General features: G+C 56.2%; 13 protein-coding genes. 8 read left to right on the plus strand and 5 right to left on the minus strand.

The window, feature by feature from the left end:
- Positions 1 to 9 precede the first annotated feature (9 nt).
- On the minus strand, positions 10 to 2,226 hold the full coding sequence (locus HNR65_RS08170; protein ID WP_181550982.1) for an HAD-IIB family hydrolase: 2,217 nt from the start codon (positions 2,224 to 2,226) through the stop codon (positions 10 to 12).
- A complete protein-coding gene (locus HNR65_RS08175; RefSeq protein ID WP_181550983.1) occupies positions 2,210 to 3,127 on the minus strand; it encodes a carbohydrate kinase family protein in 918 nt (305 codons plus the stop codon). The genes HNR65_RS08170 and HNR65_RS08175 overlap by 17 nt, the downstream gene beginning before the upstream one ends.
- Positions 3,128 to 3,395: 268 nt before the next feature.
- On the opposite strand from HNR65_RS08175, the gene HNR65_RS08180 reads away from it, so the two are divergent.
- The 8 genes from HNR65_RS08180 to HNR65_RS08215 all read left to right on the plus strand — a co-directional run bounded on the left by HNR65_RS08180 (position 3,396) and on the right by HNR65_RS08215 (position 12,749).
- Positions 3,396 to 3,779: an ArsR/SmtB family transcription factor gene (locus tag HNR65_RS08180; RefSeq protein WP_181550984.1), complete on the plus strand. Its 384-nt coding sequence runs from the start codon at positions 3,396 to 3,398 to the stop codon at positions 3,777 to 3,779.
- A gap of 18 nt (positions 3,780 to 3,797) precedes the next feature.
- The gene (locus tag HNR65_RS08185) at positions 3,798 to 5,810 is read left to right on the plus strand and encodes a heavy metal translocating P-type ATPase (RefSeq protein WP_181550985.1); all 2,013 of its coding nucleotides are present in this window, start codon (positions 3,798 to 3,800) and stop codon (positions 5,808 to 5,810) included.
- A 45-nt stretch (positions 5,811 to 5,855) separates the two neighbouring features.
- Positions 5,856 to 7,130, plus strand: coding sequence for a molybdopterin molybdotransferase MoeA (locus HNR65_RS08190; protein WP_181550986.1), 1,275 nt, complete (start codon positions 5,856 to 5,858; stop codon positions 7,128 to 7,130).
- Entirely contained in the window at positions 7,123 to 7,335 is a 213-nt protein-coding gene (locus tag HNR65_RS08195; RefSeq protein ID WP_181550987.1) for a hypothetical protein, read from the plus strand. The genes HNR65_RS08190 and HNR65_RS08195 overlap by 8 nt, the downstream gene beginning before the upstream one ends.
- Before the next feature lie 120 nt (positions 7,336 to 7,455).
- Positions 7,456 to 9,780: a phosphoenolpyruvate--protein phosphotransferase gene (gene ptsP / locus HNR65_RS08200; protein WP_181550988.1), complete on the plus strand. Its 2,325-nt coding sequence runs from the start codon at positions 7,456 to 7,458 to the stop codon at positions 9,778 to 9,780.
- Positions 9,781 to 9,804: 24 nt separating this feature from the next.
- The gene (locus tag HNR65_RS08205; RefSeq protein WP_181550989.1) at positions 9,805 to 10,455 is read left to right on the plus strand and encodes an HAD-IB family phosphatase; all 651 of its coding nucleotides are present in this window, start codon (positions 9,805 to 9,807) and stop codon (positions 10,453 to 10,455) included.
- Positions 10,456 to 10,492: 37 nt separating this feature from the next.
- Positions 10,493 to 12,142, plus strand: a complete 1,650-nt coding sequence (gene pgm / locus HNR65_RS08210) for a phosphoglucomutase (alpha-D-glucose-1,6-bisphosphate-dependent) (RefSeq protein WP_181550990.1) — start codon at positions 10,493 to 10,495, stop codon at positions 12,140 to 12,142.
- Positions 12,132 to 12,749, plus strand: a complete 618-nt coding sequence (locus HNR65_RS08215) for a class I SAM-dependent methyltransferase (RefSeq protein WP_181550991.1) — start codon at positions 12,132 to 12,134, stop codon at positions 12,747 to 12,749. Before pgm ends, HNR65_RS08215 begins: the two co-directional genes overlap by 11 nt.
- On the opposite strand, the gene HNR65_RS08220 is transcribed toward HNR65_RS08215, so the two are convergent.
- The 3 genes from HNR65_RS08220 to HNR65_RS17805 all read right to left on the minus strand — a co-directional run.
- Positions 12,733 to 13,461 (minus strand): class I SAM-dependent methyltransferase, encoded by a 729-nt coding sequence (locus HNR65_RS08220; protein WP_232364694.1) that lies wholly within the window; start codon positions 13,459 to 13,461, stop codon positions 12,733 to 12,735. The two genes, HNR65_RS08215 and HNR65_RS08220, sit on opposite strands and share 17 nt — an antisense overlap.
- Entirely contained in the window at positions 13,427 to 14,680 is a 1,254-nt protein-coding gene (locus HNR65_RS08225; protein ID WP_181550992.1) for a glycosyltransferase family 4 protein, read from the minus strand. The genes HNR65_RS08220 and HNR65_RS08225 overlap by 35 nt, the downstream gene beginning before the upstream one ends.
- Positions 14,681 to 14,689: 9 nt before the next feature.
- The coding region (locus HNR65_RS17805; RefSeq protein WP_220128318.1) for a hypothetical protein at positions 14,690 to 14,896 on the minus strand (207 nt) is incomplete at its 5' end.

A 14,896-nucleotide genomic window follows, 5' to 3' on the forward strand; every position in this document is an offset into this window, starting at 1 on the left:
CCGGGATTTTTATGATTTTTTGCGGTTTTTCGGGGAGCCGGCCCCGGTAAAGCGGTATTTCCGGATACCCTCCAGAATACCACCGGAGCTCGGGGCTTTTGCGAAATAGATCTTGTTGACCCCTCTTAATTCTTCAAGTTCCGGGCTGTAGTTGCCCACAACCACGCCCATTTGCTCGCCGCGCAGCATTTCCGCGTCATTGCCTGAATCCCCGCTGACCAGAAAATGCGACAGGGGAATTTCCCATTTATAGCTTAAATATCGAATGGCCTTGCCCTTGGATGCCCGATAGGGAATGATATCAAGATATTTTTCATGGGAATAGACCAGGGTGTAGCGGATCTTGTTTTTTGTCAGGGCGTCATGGATTTTGGCAATCCGGTCTTTTCCGGGATTCAAGTCGTAGCTGATCTTGTATTTGCGCTGGGCCGCCTGGTCCTGGAACTTGAGAAAGCTGAATTGTTTCAGTGTGTTTTTGATTTTTTCCGGCTCCCAGCGGTGGGCGATATGCGTATCCCATCCCGGATCATACTGCAGATCCCGGCCATAGTAGATTTCCGTGCCCACGTCCGAGATCACCACATCCGGCCGGGGCAGACCGTGTTTTTCCAGGATCTCCATGGCCGATTCCGACCGCCGGCCTGTGGCCACGCCAAATCCCACTTTTGCGCGGTTTTCCGTAAGCCACTGGATCAACTCGGCAAGATCGTTGTTGTCCTGGCCGATCAGGGTGTTGTCAATATCGGTGATCAGGAAAAAATTGACTTTTGACAATCGCTTGCCAACGGATTTTTCCCTGGCAGAGGCCCTTTGTTGCCGGCTGGAGCCAAATCTTTCATCCAGAAGCTGGAACACGGCCTCTGTAAAGGTTTGGGCATGGCTGTCCCATGTGTAGTACCGGCGTACGTTCATGATACCGTTTTTGGAGTATTGCTGCCACAATTCCTCATCTGTGAGGATTTTGCGGATGGCATCAGCGATTTCTCCCGGATCATCGGGGTTGATGAGAATGCCGTTTTCGCAGTTGCCGATGATATCTTTGGGGCCGCCGTCGTTTGTGGCCACCAGGGGCAGGCCCGTGGCTGCAGCTTCCAGTAGAGTCAGGCCAAAGGGCTCCGTGAGAGCCGGGTTGACAAACACCCCGCGTTTTTCCGAGGCAATTCGGTAAAGCTCGGGCACCTCGTATTCCACGTCATGTTTTTTGGGAATGGCCATTTTTCCATAGAGGTCATAGCGGTCCATCATCAACAGCATCCGCGTGAGCACATCCTTTTCATTTTCTTCCATTTCGTTGATATCCTTGCGGATGCCGGCAAACACGGCAAGGTTGGCCATGGCCTGCAGTTCGCGGTCCTCACCGAATGCCTGGACCAACCCCGAGATGTTTTTGCGCTTGTCCGGACGGGAAAGGGCCAGGATCAGGGGTTTGTCCGGATACATCAGAAATCTTTCCATCTGGTTGAGCAGACTGGCCTGGGCATATTTGCAAAATTCGGATTTCTCTATTTCCGGCAGCCGATCATGGTAATAGGGATGGAACCGCTCCACGTCGATGCCCGGTGGAATTACTTTGTATTCCGGGGTTTTGGCGTTTTTGTAGAGTCCGTACTGATCCTCGATTTCCTGGTTGGTGCTGGTAACGATCAGGTCGGCTTTTTTCAGGATTTGCTCTTCTGTCTGGATGCGGGTTTCAATATTGTATTTTTTGTTTATTTCCGATTCCCGCATGCCGTCGTTTCGCAATTTCTGTTTTTTGGGAATTCCCAGGGAATGGCCGGTAAAAACAAATGGCAGCCCGTAGAGCTCTGAGAGCCTCATGGCCACATATCCCGCATCCGGGTAATGGCCTTGAAACAGATCCGGGATATCGTCTTGTTTTTTGATGAACTTGATGACCTTGTCCACATATTCGTCAAGGTGCGGCCAGAGCAGTTCTTTACGCATGTATCGCTTGCCCCGGCACTGGATGCGCACAATCCGGCAATTGTCGCTGAACTGTTCCACAGGCCGGCCATAGTCGTCTGAGACCCTCGGGTCGTCGATCAGGCGGGTAAAAAGGTCCACCTGGCGCACATCCGGGCGGCGGCTTAAGTGCTTGGCCAATTCCACCACATAAAGCACCTGGCCGCCGGTGTCTGCATCCCGGCCCAGTTCCGGGTTTTGAAAGCGGACCAGACCGTGGATGCTAAACATCTGGATATAAAGCTGTTTATCCGGTTCCGTCATTGAGCCCTCCTGTGGTGCGTTGAAGCAATGGCAAATAAAAATCCCGGTTTTCCGGGATGGCGCCCTGGATTTGACAAATGCGGGCGGCAAAAGCAGCGGCTTGCTCGAGGATGTGATCCGGTGACCAGTTTTTCAGGTATCCCAGGGCCACCACTGCGGCATAGGCATCACCGGCGCCCACAGTATCGACAACCGGCCCTTTGTCCGGCACCCGGGTTTCATGGCAGAAGCCCGGGGTGTAGAGGCGGCTGCCTTGTTCCCCCATGGTCAGCGAAACCATCTCTATGTCATGGGTTTTCATGAGCCAGTCGATGAAGTCGTCTTCGGATTCGGCATGTCGGCCGGTCATCTCACGGACTTGCTTGAGTTCCTCGTCATTGATTTTAAGGATATCCGCCCGGGCGATGGAGGCCAGCACGGTTTCGCTGCTGTAGCATCCCGGGCGCAGGTTGACGTCACAGAAGCATTTGCTCCAATCCCCGCGATTGTCGAGAAACTGCTGCATACGGGCGGCCATTTTCGGCGTGCGCTGAACCAGGGTGCCAAAATAGATCAGTTTCGGGCTTTGATTTTTTGCATCCTCCGGTGACTCGGGCAGTTGGATGTGGTCATAGGCGGTATTGGTTATGATTTCAAAATTGTGGCTGCCGCCCTGTTGAGGGTGAACCATCACTTTGCCGGTGGGATGCCGGGAATCTGACTGGATGTGGCCGGCATCAAATTTGTTTTGCCAAAGAAAGTCAGAAATTTCTTTGCCGATAGGGTCCTGCCCTATCCGGGAAATAAAGCAGACCGGCAGGCCCATTTGCTGCAGATGATAGGAAAAATTAAAAGGTGCCCCCCCGATGCGCCGGTATTGCGGGAAAATATCCACGAGGATTTCGCCGATAACAAGAATCACAATTGTCCTCAGAGGCTTGTGTTGGAGTCGATTGGCTATTTTGTCAATCAAAATAAAGCGGTTTTGCACAATTGTCAAACAACGGGCGGTGTCACCCCCTTTTGCCGGTCCCGATCCAAAGCCAGTGATGCTCTGCCGGGACCGGACAGATGAAAGACAAGATTGCACTTGACAATCAATCCGTTTCTTATAATATTATTATATATTCATATGATCAATTGATTGAAAAGGTCGGTCGTATTTCGGCCGTCCGGAAAGAAAAGGGGAAATGACAGTGCCGGAAAGTCAAAACATTGCGGAAGTATGTGCAACCAAGGTAATCCATCATGATATCATTGCACAGGTGGATGCGTCCATGCCCGAAGAACGGGGTCTTGCGGATCTGGCCGGGTTTTTTAAAATTTTCGGGGATCAAACCCGCATCCGTATTCTCTGGGCGTTGTCCGCAGCAGAAATGTGTGTCTGCGATCTGTGTTGTCTTCTGGGGATGAAGCAGTCCGCCGTTTCCCAGCAGCTCAGGATATTGAAGCAAACCCGTTTGGTCAAATACCGGCGGGAAGGCAAGGTGATTTATTATTCCCTGGATGATGCGCATATTCGCCGGGTTCTGGAACTGGGCATGGAGCACGTCATGGAAAGCCAGTCATCCTGATTGAAAAAGGAAATTGTCATGTCTGAATCTATAGATAGTCTTAACGGAGCGGCTGCGCACGGGCGTGACCCGCAGTGCTGTGCTTCATGCGGATGCAGTCATTCATCCCCCGCAGGCGGGGACGAGGCCTTTGATGTGCGGCGCGAGGTTATAAAACTTGTTGCGGCGGCAGTCTTGTTTGCCGGTGTGCTGCTTTTGGAATATACGGATGTAATCCGCCTTCCGGTAATTGGGTTTTATGTTTTCATTTCAGCGGCTTATTTGACTGCAGGCGTTGGGATTCTGGCGGCAGCCGGGCGTACGCTGGTGAGGGGCGATTTTTTTGACGAAAATGTGCTCATGGCCATTGCCACCCTGGGGGCCATGGCCATCGGTGCCTTTTCAGAGGCCGTGGGCGTGATGATCTTTTACCGGGCCGGAGAGTTTCTTCAGGGCCTGGCCGTGTCGCGATCCAGGCGCTCCATTGCCGCCTTGCTGGCCCAGCGGCCGGATGTGGTCAATTTGAAAACCGAGGCCGGAATTTCCCGGGTGGCACCGGAGAGTGTGGCCGTGGGCAGCCTGGTTCTGGTCAAGCCCGGGGAGAAAATCCCCCTGGACGGCCGGATCACGGACGGCTCCTCCCAGGTGGATACATCCGCCCTCACAGGGGAATCCGTGCCCAGAGGGGCGGGTGCGGGAGACGAGGTGCTGGCAGGGGGTGTCAACCTTTCAGGCACCCTCACCATTGCGGTCACCCGCCCTTATGATCAGTCCTCCATCGCCCGGATGGTGGAGTTGGTGGAAAATGCAGCCGCCCGCAAATCCGCCACTGAGCAGTTTATCACAGTCTTTGCCCGATATTACACCCCGGCGGTGGTGGCCGCGGCCGCGGCCGTGGCTTTTGTGCCGCCAATGCTAATCGACGGTGCCGGGTTTCAGCAGTGGATTTACCGTGCCCTGGTACTGCTGGTCATCTCCTGCCCGTGTGCGCTGGTGATCAGTATTCCCCTGGGCTATTTCGGCGGCATCGGCCGGGCCTCCAGGCACGGGGTGCTGGTCAAAGGTTCAAATTATCTGGATGTGCTGGCAAAACTGCACACCGTGGTGTTTGACAAAACCGGGACCCTAACTGAGGGCGTGTTTGAGGTCAATGGCGTTGAAAGCGCAAACGGATACAGCGCTGAGCAGGTGCTGGCCTTTGCAGCCAGGGCCGAGCAGTATTCCAACCATCCCATTGCCAGGGCCATTGTCAAAGCGTTTGACAAAAACGGGGAGCCTGTGAGTCCGGAAGGTGTTTCCGGGCACGGGGAAACTTCGGGTTCAGGGGTTGCCGCCCGGGTTGACGGCAGGAACGTCCTCGTGGGCTCGGGGCGGTATCTTCGCGCTCAGGGAATTTTGCCCGGCCGGGACGGGCAGCGCCAGAGCGGCACTGTGGCGCATGTTGCCGTGGACGGAAATTATGCAGGCCATATCATTATCAGCGACCGCATCCGGAAAGAATCGCAAAAAGCGATTTCCCGGCTGCGCCAAAACGGCGTGCGCCGGATTGTGATGCTTACCGGGGATAACGCTGAAACAGCCCGAACAGTGGCGGAAACCCTCGGCCTTGATCATTATTTTGCCGATCTTCTGCCCGGGGACAAGGTGACGGCTTTTGAAAAAATCCAGGCCGATGCCGGCAAGGGGCAAAAGGTCGCATTTGTGGGCGACGGGATCAATGACGCCCCGGTGATCGCCAGGGCCGACGTGGGTGCGGCCATGGGGGCGGCGGGTTCGGACGCCGCCATTGAAACCGCAGACGTGGTGCTCATGACCGGCTCGCCGGAGAAAATGGCAGACGCCGTGACCATGGGCAAACAAACCCGGGGGATTGTGTGGCAGAATATTGTGCTGGCCCTGTCCATCAAGGCGGTGTTTATCGTCCTTGGGGTTGCGGGTCTGGCCACCATGTGGGCGGCTGTGTTTGCGGATGTGGGCACCGCGCTGCTGGCGGTGATCAATTCCACCCGGCCAATTTCAATTGACGCAGCGGCCGCATATATGAAAAAATAAAAGATTCTGGTTTTTTCACGCAATCGCCCTGGCGGAGAGTTTTGCATGCGCTGTGATATCGGATTTGACGAGGCCCTGGGCCTGGCCCTGGAAAATGTTTTTCCAATGGCTTTTGAGACCATTGCCGTTGACCGGGCCGTGGGCCGGGTGGCGTATGGGCCGGTATATGCACGGGTGGATTCGCCTTCGGTCAATGCATCGCTGAAAGATGGATATGCCGTGGTTTCTGCGGACGTGGAAACAGCCTGTCCGGACTCGCCGGTGCGCCTGGGGCTTTCCGGGGTTATGGCCGCAGGGGACCGGCCCGGATATGCCGTGGTTCCGGGAAAGGCAATGCGCATTTTAAGCGGTGCGGCCATCCCCCCGGGCGCGGATGCAGTGGTGGCAGAAGAATTCACGGATAAGGGCCGGCCCCTGGTTGCGGTGCACGCACCGGCCGAGCCGGGGCGCAACATCCTGGAAAAAGGCACTGACGTGCATTGCGGTGAGTGCATTTGCCATGCCGGCAGTCTGCTGACCCCCCAGGTGATCGGACTGATGGTGGCCGCGGGGATTTTTGAGGTGCCGGTCTGCCGCCGGCCGGAAATCGGACTTTTGGCCACGGGCAGCGAAATCCTGCTTCCCGGAAAGCCGTTTGAAGCGGGCAAGCTGTATGCCAGCAATGTGGCCCTGCAGCAGGCGTGGCTGGCTGACGGCGGCTTTGATGTGAAAATGCGGGTCTCCGGAGACAGTCGCCGGCAGATGGCGGAGCAAATTCTGGGACTGGCAGAGCAGACAGACGTGCTGGTCACCTCCGGCGGTGCCTGGAAGGGGGACCGCGATCTGGTGGTCCGGGTTCTGGAGGATCTGGGCTGCAAAATGATTTTTCACCGGGTGCGCATGGGTCCCGGCAAAGCCGTAGGCATGGGCATTCTGGGACAAAAACCCGTGTTCTGCCTTCCAGGGGGTCCTGCCTCGAATGAAACCGCTTTTTTGTTTATGGTCTACCCGGCCGTCCGAAAAATGGCAGGCCTGGATTTCAGCCCGTATCTGCACCTCTATGGCCGCCTGGAGAGCACGGTGCGCGGCCAGGCGGACTGGACCCAGTTTGTGCAGTGCGACATCAGCAGAAACGGTGCCGGTATTGTTTTGCATCCCAAAAAGTTAAAAAGCCGTATGGCGGCCATGGCCAAAACCCCGGCCGTGATCGTGATTGCCGAGGGAGTGGAACAAATCGATCAGGGCAGCAAGCTGTCTTTTACCTGCTTTGATCCGAGCCTGTTCATGCACTGCCCGCAGACCCGGTTACAACCCGACAAGGAACCGTCCGATCATGTCTGACCAAAAAAAGAAGCAGCTCCAAAACCAGCTTGCAGAAGTGGAAAAACAGCTCGCGGATCTCAATGAAAGAATTCCGCCCCATTCCGTCAAACCGGTGTTTATCCGGCAGCTCGATGAACTGGAGCAACAGCGCGATGACATTCAAAAACAGCTCCGGCAGCTGGAAAACCCTGCGGACAGCGCTTTTACAGGCGAAAATCAATGAATCCGGGTTGAATTTCTCCGGCAACGGCGCTATTGTTAGGCAGATTTGAATTATCGTATCAAATTCGCAAATATCGGGAGCAGGCGTGTTCCCGGACCCAATGCAAGCGGAAAAATATTCATGCAGACACGGCAGATCAGCATACTTGAAGATATATTTCAGACCCTGAAGGATTCGGAAAATCCGGAATCCGCGCTGGAACAGATTGTGGCCAAGGTGGCCCGGAGCCTAAACATTGACGTTTGTTCAGTCTATGTGTATGACCCCATGGAAAACCGTCTGGTGTTGAAAGCCACCCACGGGCTTTCCGCCTCATTTGTGGATTATATTGAAATGGACACCAGCGAGGGGCTGACCGGCCTGGCCGTGGAGCAGATGCAGCCGGTTCTGGTGGTCAATCCCGCCATCCATCCCAGATTCAAGTATTATGCCGGAAGTGGCGAAGAACGCTATTCTACTTTTCTGGGACTGCCCCTGATCTATCACCAAAAGGTGCTCGGGGTCCTGGTGGTCCAGACATTGGCGGAAAATGGCATCCGGGAGAAAGACATTCCGCTTTTTTCCAATATTGCCAGCCAGATTTCGGCCACCGTGGCCTATACAGGGCTGCTCGAGGACATGTCTGCGCGCCGGCCGGCGCTGCGCCGGCGCCTGCCGGTTATGGAAATCTCCCGGAGCCTGCCGGACCGTCCGGTACCGGACTATCTCCGGGGTGATCCGGTCTCCGAGCAGGTGGCAGAGGGCTATGCCCATTATCTGCCGGAAAATATTGATTTTGATCAGGTACAATGCAGCTGGTCGGATCTTCCGGAGTCTGAAATGGAACGGCTGAATCATGCTTTCGAACGGGCATCCGGCCAGATTCGGCAGGTGGCCCGCACCGGCGCCGGTCTTTCCGATCAGGAATCGGCCATTCTTGACGCCCATCTGATGTTTCTGCGGGATGCGGGATTGAAACGCAAGATCAAGGCGCAGATTGATTCGGGCAAATGCGCCGAGTATGCCTTAAAACAGGTGATCCTGGAGTATGTGGAAAATTTTCGGAGCATGGATGATGCCTATTTAAGCGAGCGCGCAGCAGACGTGCTCGATATCGGCAGACGGGTGCTGGGCCATCTGGTGGGTGTCTCCGGCGATCCCCACGAGCCCATGACCCGTCCCTCTATCGTGGTGGCCTCAGACATTTCCCCCGTGGATCTGCTGGCCATACGGCAGCCCAACCTAAAGGCCATTGTCACCGCCCGGGGAGGTCGTACGTCCCATACGGTGATCCTGGCCCGATCCCTGGAAATTCCCATTGTCATCGGGGTTGAGGGTTTGTTTGAAAATGTCCGGGAAAAGGACTACCTGATTGTGGACGGATCCTCGGGGTTTGTGTTTGTCAATCCGGATGAAAACATCTGTACGGAATATGAGCGCAGGCAGGCGGAAAATCAGCAGATCCGGCTGCGCCTGTCTGCGCTTCGTGACCTGCCGGCCGTCACGCTTGACGGGGCGCACGTACGGCTCGGGGCCAATATCGGTCTGCTTTCCGATATACCGCATGTCCGGGAATACGGCGCGGATCACATCGGCCTGTATCGCACCGAGTTTCCGTTTTTGCTCAGAAAAAGCTTTCCCACCGAAGAAGAACAGGTGGAACTCTACACCCGCATGCTGCAGAAGGCAGAAGGCAGAACCGTCACCATCCGGACATTTGACGTGGGGGGAGACAAGTTTCTGTCTTATCTGGATTATCCAAAGGAAGACAATCCCTTTCTGGGATGGCGCTCCATCCGGATCAGCCTGGAGCTTGAAGAGGAGTTTCGAAAACAGATCCGGGCCATTTTGCGTGCTTCCGCTCATGGTCCCGTTCATCTGCTGTTTCCCATGATTTCCGGGGTTGAGGAGATCCGAAAGGTGACCGCCCTGGTGGATGCCGAAAAACAGGCCCTGGATGAAAAGGGCATTGAATATGACCGTCAGATTGCCACGGGCATTATGATCGAGGTGCCCGGGGCCGCGGCCATTCTCAGCCGGCTGCTCAAATACGTTGATTTCGTGAGCATTGGCACCAATGACCTGATTCAGTATCTGCTGGCCGTGGACCGCAACAACAAAAAGGTGGGCAATCTTTACAATGCCCTGCATCCTTCCGTGATTGTCACCATTGCCGAGATTGTCAATGTCTGCAGGCAGCATCAAAAGCCCGTGAGCATCTGCGGGGAATCGGCGTCCAAGCAGGAATGCCTGCTGTTATACGTGGGCATGGCCGCAGACCGCATCAGCATGACGCCTTCCTCGATTCCTGCGGCCAAGCAGTTTATCCGGGCCATCCGGTACGAAGATGCCCGCTATGCACTGGATGCGGTCCTGGAAATGGAGGATGTGGAAAGCATCAATGATTTTTTGAGCCATTTTATTCAAAAGCGCTTTCCGGCACAGGCCGGAAACGCAAGCCTGTAAAAAGACACGGAGCTTTCTTTTTTCATGAACAACGGCCAAAGCGCTAAGCCTTACGTTTTTTGTGATTTTGACGGCACCATCACCGCAGAGGAAAGCCTGCAGGCGGTGTTGGAGCATTTTTTGCCCCAGGAATGGCACCGGATGAAAACCAGACTCGAATCCGGGGACATAACCCTGCGCGCCGGGGTGCGGGAAATGCTGGAGTCCATTTGCTCTGATCAGTATCCGGACACACTTGATTTTGTGCGCCAAATTCCCCTGCGGCCGGGTTTTGCCGAACTGCTGGCATTTCTCAGGGCCCGGGCTGTTCCCTTTGTGGTGATTTCCGGGGGCGTGCGGGGCATGGTGGAAGCCGGGCTCGGGGATTTGACGGGTCAGGTGGATGAAATTTTTGCCGTTGACGTGGATGACACGGGCCCTTTTTTAAAGGTTCACTCCGGGTTTGAAGGCGGAGATGAGCTGGTGGCCAAGGCAGTGGTGATGGATCGGTTTGATGCGGATTTCCGGGTGGTTATCGGCGATGGAATGACCGATCACAACATGGCCCGCCACGGGGATCTGGTGTTTGCCCGGGGCCGTCTGGCCCGGTATCTGGAAAAACACAACATCGATCATATCCCCTGGAAGGATTTTCACGATGTCCGCAACGTTCTCGAAAAGCGATTTTCAGGATAACTCAGTGTGTTAAACTCCGGAACAAAGGAAGTCTGCCATGTCCGTACACGAAAAAGCCGGCAAGCGCGCCACAAGTGACCTGCTGATCCATGTGCCCGGGCTGGTTTCAGCCTATTACACCCGGCATCCGGATCCGGGCGACCCCGCCCAGCAGGTGGCTTTCGGCACCTCGGGACACCGGGGCTCATCGCTTCGCAACAGCTTCAACCAAGCCCATATCCTGGCGGTCAGCCGGGCCATCTGCGAGTACCGGAAACGGGAAAACATTTCCGGTCCCCTGTTTATGGGCATGGATACCCATGCCTTGTCCGAGCCGGCCCTGATCACCGCCCTGGAAGTGTTTGCCGCAGCAGAAATTCCCGTGATGATCCAGAAAGGTTTGGGCTATACCCCCACCCCGGTGATCTCCCATGCCATTTTGACCTATAACCATGGGCGCAGCAAGGGTTTGGCAGACGGGGTGGTGATCACTCCTTCCCACAACCCGCCCGAGGACGGGGGCTTTAAATACAATCCCCCCCATGGCGGACCTGCGGGAACCGATGTCACGGGCTTGATCCAGGACCGGGCCAATGAACTGATGGCCAAAGGGGTGGAAAACATTGCCCGCATCCCCTTTGAAAGGGCGAAAAAGGCCCCCACTACCCGGGAATACGATTATATCGAGCCTTACGTGGATGACCTGCAAAATGTTGTGGACATGGACACCATTTCCGGTGCGGGCCTTAAAATCGGGGTGGATCCCATGGGCGGTGCGGCGGTGTATTTCTGGGAGCCCATTGCCCAAAAATACGGCCTGGATCTGGAAGTGGTCAACACCGGGGTTGATCCGGCCTTTGGGTTCATGCACCTGGACAAGGACGGAAAGATCCGCATGGATTGTTCATCTCCCTATGCCATGGCCGGTTTGATTGATTTAAAGGATCGCTTTGACATTGCCTTTGGCAATGACCCGGACGTGGACCGCCACGGCATTGTCACCAAAAGCGCGGGCCTGCTCAATCCCAACCATTATCTGACCGCGGCCATCTGGTATCTTTTCGCAAACCGCCCCCGATGGCCCCGGAACGCGGCCGTGGGCAAAACCCTGGTTTCCACGGCCATGATCGACCGGGTGGCAAAATTTCTCAAACTCCCCCTGCAGGAGGTGCCGGTGGGGTTTAAATGGTTTGTGGAAGGGCTTTTAACCGGTCAATACGGCTTTGCCGGCGAGGAAAGCGCCGGGGCCTCATTTTTGAGAAAAGACGGCACGGTCTGGTCCACGGACAAAGACGGCATTATTTTAAACCTGCTGGCAGCCGAGATCACCGCAGCCACCCAGACTGATCCTGCGGGCATTTACAGCCGGATCGAGGAACAATTGGGCCAGTGCGTTTATGAGCGCATGGACGCCCCGGCAACAGCGGACCAGAAACGGATTTTAAAAAACCTGTCTCCGGAAATGATCGCAGCAGATGAACTGGCGGGAGAGCCCATAGAGCAGGTGCTGACCCGGGCGCCGGCCAATGATGCCCCCATCGGCGGGCTCAAGGTGGTTGCCCCGAACGGCTGGTTTGCGGCCCGGCCCTCGGGCACCGAGGAAATTTACAAGATTTATGCAGAAAGCTTTAAGGGAGCGGATCACTTGCGGCAGATCCAGCAGCAGGCTCAGCAGATTGTAAAAAAAGCATTTGAAAATGGAAATTGATCCCGCGCTTGTCCGGCAGACCAAGGGTTTTCTGGACCCGGAAGAGGGCCGGCGGCTTTATGAACTGGCCCTGGAGGCCGCACCCAAGGGCCCTTGCCTTGAAATCGGCAGCTATTGCGGAAAATCCAGCCTTTATCTGGGGGCGGGCTGCCGGCAAAACAACGGTATCCTGTTTTCCGTGGATCATCATCGCGGCTCAGAGGAACAGCAGCCCGGGGAGGGCTATTTTGACCCGGAAACCTGGGATCCCCGATTCGGCCGCATCGACACCCTACCGCTGTTTCGTACTACACTGGCGCGCGCCGGGCTTGAGCAGACAGTGGTGCCCCTGGCATGTGCGTCCCCGGTTGCCGCCCGCATGTGGGCCACGCCGCTTTGCCTGGTTTTCATCGACGGCGGGCACAGCCATGAGGCGGCATTTGCCGACTACAATGCCTGGGCCACTCATGTGACGGCCGGCGGTTTTCTGGTCATCCATGATATTTTCAAAAACCCGGAAGAAGGCGGTCAGGCCCCGCATCACATCTATCAACTGGCCCTGGCCTCCGGCTTGTTTGAGGCTCTGCCCATGACAAAGACCCTCGGAGTGCTCAGGCGGCTTTCCTGAAATAAAGCACCAGGCTTTTTCCCAGTACAGGATTTAAAAGACGGTCAGCCATGCGGGTGATTTTGGGCTTTTTCATCAGATCCCAGGTCAAAAACCGGTGGTATGCCGCCACCGGTGCCGCGGAATCGTTTTCCGGCCCGGCCATGCACTTGAGCCACCAGTAGGGTGAGTGCAGGCTGTGGGCCCAATGGCGGCTCGTCAGCTCCAGGCCCAGGGACGCAAACAGGCCGGTGATCTGTTTTTTTCGGTATATGCGCACATGGCCGCCATCGGTGTTGGAATAGGTTTGCGAAAGTGCCCAGCAGATCCTTTCCGGGAAATACCGGGGCACGCTGACCGCCAGGCTTCCACCGGGCTTGAGGATCCTGAAAAGTTCTTCTGCGGCCTGCTTGTCATCGGCGATGTGCTCCATGACCTCGGAGCAGATCACATGGTCAAAGCTGTGATCAGCAAAGGGCAGCTTTAGAATGCTTGCGGCGCACAAGGCCCATTTGCCCTGATAGGGCCCGCCGTACTGCTCGTGAATCCGGATGTGCTCATCTGCTTTTGCCAGATCTGCAATGTTGATGTCTGCACCCACCACCGTGACCCCTGGCCGGGCGCAGGCCCCGCATACGTGGCGGCCGGCCCCGCAGCCCATGTCCAAAATTCTGTGGCCGGACCGGATATCTAAGCGGTTATAGTCGATGGTAATCATCAATGGTCCTTTCATAGGCGGCTGCTGTTTTTTCCGCCACCGCGTTCCAGCTCAGATGCCGGCGCACCCGCTCGTATCCGGCTTGTCCGATTTTCCGGGCTTTTTGCCGATGATCCAGCAAGTCCGTGATGGCTGCGGCCAGGGCATTTTCATCGGCCGGCGGCACCAGGATACCGGCATCGCCCACAACTTCGGGAAGGGCTCCGCCTGTGGTGCTGATCACGGGCACGGCGCAGGCCATGGCCTCGCCCGCGGGCAGGCCGAAGCCCTCGTAGACCGACGGCACCACAGCCATGGCGGCCCGGGCGTACTGGCGAACGAATTGCCAGTAGGATATGCGGCCGGTAAAGGTGACAATCCGGCCAAGTCCCAGCTGTCTGACCATTTTTTCCACCATGCCGTTTTTTTTGGGCGTGCCCACCACGATAAGCCGCACATCCCGGGTTTGGGCCACTGCGGCCACTGCCGGCAAAAGATGATGCAGGCCCTTTAAGGGGGTGTCTGCGCTGTTGGTAACAATGATCCGGCCGGGTTCGCGGTCGATTTCGGCAATGGGGTAGAACAGTTCGGTATTGATGCCGTTTGGCACAACAGAAAACCGGTTCTCCGGTATTTTGAACTCCCGGCTGATATGCTGGCGGGTAAAGCGGGAAACCGTTATCAGACCCGGCAGGGTGCGCGCCACCTGCTTTTGCATCCCGATAAAGGAATACCAGCGGATTTGCTGGAGTTTTTTCCAGAACGCGGGCTCGGTTTTCACGGAAACATCCCGATCCACGGTAATGGGATGATGAATGGTGGCAATCACCGGCATTTTCCGTTTGATCGACCAGATGCCGTAGGAAAGGCTCTGGTTGTCATGCACGATATCATAGCCCCGGCTTTTTTCTCTGAAAAACCGGGCCGCCCGCATGCCAAAGCAGAAGGGTTCGGGAAAGCCCATGGTGGAGACCCCGAGCCATTCAAGAAAATTGGCCGTGTCTGCCAGTTCTGTAACCGAAGGCATGCGAAACAGGTTTTCCGGATTGTACAAGTCCAGACCCGGCAGTTTGATCAGGCCCACCCCTTCATCTAACACCGGGTATTCGGGCCCGGACACCACATCCACGTGATGGCCCAGGCGGACCAGGGCGGTGCTGAGATTGCGCACGTATACGCCCTGGCCGCCGCAGTGGGGATTGCTGCGGTAGCTCAGCAGGCAGACGCGCAGGGGTTTTTGGGTGCCGGCTTTCATTTGAATCCTTCAATACAGCCCTGACAGCAGCGGCGTCAAGATGTTTTTCAATTGCCCTGGGCGCAGGGCTTCCTTCCTCCAAGCCGTCACTATTTTTAACCCGGAAGTAGTCACAATCGGGGCATCGGCGTAACCAAGGGGTAGGCAGCTTGTGGCGGTTTTCGCATGTGTCGGGTCGGGTGTGGTTTGTTTGTCTGCGGCGTGCTTTCGGCGATC

The sequence above is a fragment of the Desulfosalsimonas propionicica genome, from assembly GCF_013761005.1.
Taxonomy (GTDB): domain Bacteria; phylum Desulfobacterota; class Desulfobacteria; order Desulfobacterales; family Desulfosalsimonadaceae; genus Desulfosalsimonas; species Desulfosalsimonas propionicica.

What these genes read in the sequence shown, in the direction of transcription:
- pgm (WP_181550990.1), top strand. Translation starts at nt 10,493, where the DNA reads ATGTCCGTACACGAAAAAGCCGGCAAGCGCGCCACAAGTGACCTGCTG.
- HNR65_RS08220 (WP_232364694.1), bottom strand. Translation starts at nt 13,461, where the DNA reads ATGAAAGGACCATTGATGATTACCATCGACTATAACCGCTTAGATATC.
- HNR65_RS08170 (WP_181550982.1), bottom strand. Translation starts at nt 2,226, where the DNA reads ATGACGGAACCGGATAAACAGCTTTATATCCAGATGTTTAGCATCCAC.
- HNR65_RS08195 (WP_181550987.1), top strand. Translation starts at nt 7,123, where the DNA reads ATGTCTGACCAAAAAAAGAAGCAGCTCCAAAACCAGCTTGCAGAAGTG.
- HNR65_RS08225 (WP_181550992.1), bottom strand. Translation starts at nt 14,680, where the DNA reads ATGAAAGCCGGCACCCAAAAACCCCTGCGCGTCTGCCTGCTGAGCTAC.
- HNR65_RS08215 (WP_181550991.1), top strand. Translation starts at nt 12,132, where the DNA reads ATGGAAATTGATCCCGCGCTTGTCCGGCAGACCAAGGGTTTTCTGGAC.
- HNR65_RS08180 (WP_181550984.1), top strand. Translation starts at nt 3,396, where the DNA reads ATGACAGTGCCGGAAAGTCAAAACATTGCGGAAGTATGTGCAACCAAG.
- ptsP (WP_181550988.1), top strand. Translation starts at nt 7,456, where the DNA reads ATGCAGACACGGCAGATCAGCATACTTGAAGATATATTTCAGACCCTG.
- HNR65_RS08185 (WP_181550985.1), top strand. Translation starts at nt 3,798, where the DNA reads ATGTCTGAATCTATAGATAGTCTTAACGGAGCGGCTGCGCACGGGCGT.
- HNR65_RS08205 (WP_181550989.1), top strand. Translation starts at nt 9,805, where the DNA reads ATGAACAACGGCCAAAGCGCTAAGCCTTACGTTTTTTGTGATTTTGAC.
- HNR65_RS08190 (WP_181550986.1), top strand. Translation starts at nt 5,856, where the DNA reads ATGCGCTGTGATATCGGATTTGACGAGGCCCTGGGCCTGGCCCTGGAA.